The following is a 4,998-nucleotide window of genomic DNA, read 5'->3' as shown; positions in this document are numbered from 1 at the left end:
AAGCATAACCGTTTTTTCTACAAACCAGTGTCTAAGCACTCAGGGACGCCACAATTTACGGTTATGCTTGGTGGTAAAATAATACGTTTTTATTTTACCAATTTACAGTTGAGTAAGATACAAGGGACGCCACGCTGGCGTCCGTTTATTGAATACAACAAATTGGGGTTTGTCATCAGTCTGAAACGGCTATGCCGTTTGTGCCTTACATCTCCGCCCTGAAGGGCGGAGATGTAAGGCACAATTCAGGTAAATTCTTGTAAAATTTTCTACCATTCTTGTTATTGCCTATAAATAGGCGTAGAATTAACGAGCCTGAAAGCCTGAAAGCCTGAAAGCCTGAAAGCCTGAAAGCCTGAAAGCCTGAAAGCCTGAAAGCCTGAAAGCCTGAAAGCCTGAAATTATCCCATCGTTATGCATAATAAAAATTGTTATGTTTTAATATATAAATCTGAAGTTTACATATATTTATATTCAAGAACGAATTATCCATATTGAGGGGAAGTTTGCACTATTTAGGTCAGTTTTATCAGCTAACCTTAATGGTGCTAGAGTTATTTGGAAATTAGCATATCTTTCAAAATAGATACAATATTTTCAATGGTCTAAGATAAAACTCTGTTTTATCTTTATAAATAAAATCATTACTTAGTTTGCATTAGGAGTAAATTAAAAATGAATAAAATATATCGCTTAAAGTTTAGTAAGCGTTTAAATCAGCTTGTGGTTGTGTCGGAAATTACCACAGGTCACGATAAGAATAGTGGAAGTTCACAATCAGTTGATGTGAACAGCGTAGCAGAAACAACCAAAGGAAGCGGTTTATTGAAGATAAAACCGCTTTCAGCGTTATTGTCTATTTTTACATTAGGTTTTGCAGCCCCAACCTTCGCTTCAGGCCTACAAGGAATGGACGTAGTAAGCGGTACAGCGACAATGTCGGTGAATGGTAAAAACACCACCATCACCAACAGCCCTGATGCCATCATCAACTGGAAACAGTTCAACATCAACAAAGACGAATTAGTTCGTTTCGTCCAAGAAAGCTCAAACTCTGCCGTTTTCAACCGAGTAACGTCAGACCAAGTATCACAATTAAAAGGTACGCTAAACTCAAACGGTCAAGTTTTCTTAATCAACCCGAACGGTATCTTCTTCGGTAAAGACAGCGTCATCGACACCGCAGGCTTTGTGGCATCGACATTGAACATCGCAGACGAAGACATCAAACGTGGCAACCTCGCCTTTGCTCAAGCCAAAGACAAAGCAATGGCTGAGATCGTAAATAACGGCTTGATCACCGTTTCACCAAAAGGCACTGTTGCCCTTGTGGGTGGTTCTGTCAAGAACAACGGCGTAATCAAAGCCGAAAACGGTAACATCTTCTTACTTGCTGGTCAAAAAATCACCATTAGCGACCTTGCCAACCCAACCATCACCTACAGCGTATCCGCCCCTGAGAACGAAGCGGTCAATTTGGGCGAAATTTTTGCAAAAGGCGGCAAAATCAACATCTCTGCAGGTAATGTGAAAAACCGTGGCGTATTAAATGCCGACAGCATTCAAAACAAAAACGGCAAAATCGTCCTTTCAGCCAAACAAGGCACAGCTGACGTAGGTGGCAAAATCAGCCTAAACGGTGGCACCATCAGCGGCGGTTCACTCAAAATCACAGGCGATAAAGTCGTTATCCAAAGCGATGCCAAATTTGAACTGACCGGTAAAAACGGCGGTACGGTTTATATCGGTGGTGATGAGCGTGGTCAAGGCAAAAACGGCATTCAGCTTGCCAAAGAAACCCACATCAAACAAGGTGCAACCATTGACGCATCAGCCACAGAAAACGGCGACGGCGGACGTGTGGTGGTTTGGGGTGATAATGCTCAAATCGACGGTGTGATCATCGCTCGTGGTGGTAAAACATCAGGTAACGGTGGTTTTGTAGAGACTTCAGGTCATTACTTGGGTGTATCAAAAACTGCCAAAGTGGACGCAAGTGCGGCTAACGGTAAAAACGGCTTGTGGTTGCTAGACCCTTATAACGTGCGAATTGTTGCTGCTCCTACCGAAGAAGCGAATATTAGCAAATTCCCTGTAAAACCAACTGGCGAAAATGCTGTTGTTCTAAACACCACCCTTGAACAAGCATTAAGCCAAGGCACAGACGTTAGCGTATTGACTTATAACCCTGATGAGCCAACTGCAGGTTCTCAAACAGGTACACTAACCGTTAATGCCGACATCGTGAAAAACGGTGGTGGCGATGCGACATTAACCCTTGATGCAAAATCTGACTTTACTCAAAATGCTGGTACGAAAATTGAATCTACCGATGGTAAATTGAATGTAAATATCACTGCTGGTGGCAGGGCTGTACTAAACGGTGATGTGAAGACCAACGCAGGTAACTTTACCCTGACTTCAACAGGTCTTCGTGCGACCAATGCCAACATCGATCTATCAGATGTACAAGGCGGTACTGAAGTCGGTACATTCAATGTCGATGTGAAAAATGGCGGACAAACTGCTTTCTATGCACAAGAGCCTAATTTGACTAACTCTACCTTTAAAGGTAAGGGCAACATAAACTTCAATACTCAGCTAACAAGTAACAATGACAGTAATTTCAAACGTCAGGTAATCCTAAATAACGCCACATTTGTCGCTCCAAATGCTGATGATACCTTGACTGTAAAATCAGACTATCAATTGCGTGGCTCTCCTAACCAATTCCAAGGCAGAAGATATGCTTTTGAGGTTTCAAAATTAACCGCTGATGGTCAAGGTACTGTTAATGTAGAAGGTATCGGTCAGCAGGGTAATACTCGTGGTATTCAGGTTAAGGAAAATGGCGAGATTAATGCCAAAAACAATGTTAAGCTAAACTTGCTAAGCAGAAATGGTGACCATGGTGATTTCCAACCATCAACAGAAATCGGTAGAAATACCACCATCAATGCAGCTGACACCAGTAGCATTGTTTTTGAAGCTTCAAGAAGCGGTATTGATGCACAAGGTGATCTGAAATTAGAGGGTAATAATATCACCCTCAAATCATCTATCAGTGGTAAATTCTTAGGGGGTATGACCCTAGGTCTAAACTTAGGAAAAGGCACTACCACCATTGATGCCAAAAATGTCAATATTCAAATGACCAATGGTAAAAACGTAGATCAAGGTAATCTTGCGAGAAATACCTTATCTTTGGGTAATTTGGTGGTTGAACAAGGTAATGTAAACGTTAATTCCAACTCTGATATTGTCTTAAGAGCTGATTCTGTTGTTCAGAAAAATGCAAGTAAGCTGAACATCACCTCTGGCGGTGCTTTATTTACCACCAAAGAAGTAACCTTTAACGGCACCAATTCAGGCTCAAACCTGACTTTGGCAGTTCGTGCGATCAACACAGGTGATTATGATGCGGTTCGTGCATTCAACCCGAGCAACACCATCAATGCTAATAATTTCCCATTAGGCGGTCCTGTAAACATCGAAAACTACACCGATGCGAAGATCGACATCACCTCCACACACGCTGATTCCAAATATAACGGTATCTTTGGTGGAGCAGGTGTAAACTTCAAAAACAACACTGCAGACGGTATCACTTCTAATAAAGGTGCAACCATCAATGCTCCAGTGAGTTTTGATAATGATGGTAGCATCACTGCTGCTGGCACTTTAGACATCAAAAAAGAAGTGAAAGCTGGCACAGAGCTGACAGTAACCGCACCAACTACCAACGTAGAAAACGGCGGTAAATTGACTGCTGCTGACAAAGTAACCACCACTGGTAACGATCTGAACGTTAAAGAAGGTGGTGAAATCACCTCGCCAACAGGTTCGATCAGCATTGAAAATACTGGTAATATTGACAATAAAGGCAATATCACCACGCCTGAAGGTACAGTAACCATTAATGGTGCAAACAACCTCACCAACTCAGGTAACATCACTGCCAAAACGGATGTTACGGTTAATGTCAATAATGTAACCAACGCAGGCGAAATCACTTCAAGCACTGCTAAAGTAGCGATCACAGCAGCAAAAGCGGTAACCAACACCGGTAACATCACTGCAAAAACTAATGCAAATGTAACCGCTCCAACCGCAAATCTTGGTGGTAACGTAACCGCTCAAGAGGGTGCTGTTGTTGTAGATGCAGCTGAAAAAGCAACCGTATCAGGCAACGTAACCGGTAAAACCGGCGTAACGACTAAGGGTAAAGACTTAGAAGTAGCAGCTAACGGTAACATCACTTCTGCAACAGGCGACATCAATGTCAATAACCAAGGCGATGTAACTGTTAAAGAAAACGGTAAAATCAGCACGTTAGACGGTACCGGCAAAATCAACGTAGAAAAACCAGCCAACTTAACTGTTGAAGCCGGTGGTCAGATCGTGTCTAAAACAGACGTTGAAGTCAAAGCAGGTAACGTAACGAACGCAGGTGAAATCACCGCTTCTGAAGGCAATGCGAACATCACTGCGGATACTAAGCTGGACAACAGTGGCAATATCACTGCAAAAAATAATGCAAATGTAACCGCTCCAACCGCAAATCTTGGTGGTAATGTAACCGCTCAAGAGGGTGCTGTTGTTGTAGATGCAGCTGAAAAAGCAACCGTATCAGGCAACGTATCTGGTAAAACCGGTGTAACGACTAAGGGTAAAGACTTAGAAGTAGCAGCCAACGGTAACATCACTTCTGCAACAGGCGACATCAATGTCAATAACCAAGGCGATGTAACTGTTAAAGAAAACGGTAAAATCAGCACGCTAGACGGTACCGGCAAAATCAACGTAGAAAAACCGGCGAACTTAACTGTTGAAGCCGGCGGTCAGATCGTGTCTAAAACAGACGTTGAAGTCAAAGCAGGTAACGTAACGAACGCAGGTGAAATCACCGCTTCTGAAGGCAATGCGAATATCACTGCGGATACTAAGCTGGACAACAGTGGCAATATCACTGCGAAAAACTAATGCAAATGTAACCGC

At 42.7% G+C, this 4,998-nt stretch carries 1 protein-coding gene; it reads left to right on the top strand.

What is annotated here, in order from left to right; translation table 11 throughout:
- Nucleotides 1-675: 675 nt before the first annotated feature.
- On the top strand, nt 676-4,983 hold the full coding sequence (locus A1D25_RS04715; protein WP_157394546.1) for a two-partner secretion domain-containing protein: 4,308 nt from the start codon (nt 676-678) through the stop codon (nt 4,981-4,983).
- The last annotated feature ends 15 nt before the right edge of the window (nt 4,984-4,998 follow it).

The sequence above is a fragment of the Ursidibacter arcticus genome (assembly GCF_009761375.1).
GTDB classification, from domain to species: domain Bacteria; phylum Pseudomonadota; class Gammaproteobacteria; order Enterobacterales; family Pasteurellaceae; genus Ursidibacter; species Ursidibacter arcticus.
This window is presented reverse-complemented; position numbering and strand designations above follow the sequence as displayed.

Excerpts from the sequence above, each read along its gene's own strand:
- A1D25_RS04715 (WP_157394546.1), top strand. The coding sequence starts at position 676 with ATGAATAAAATATATCGCTTAAAGTTTAGTAAGCGTTTAAATCAGCTT.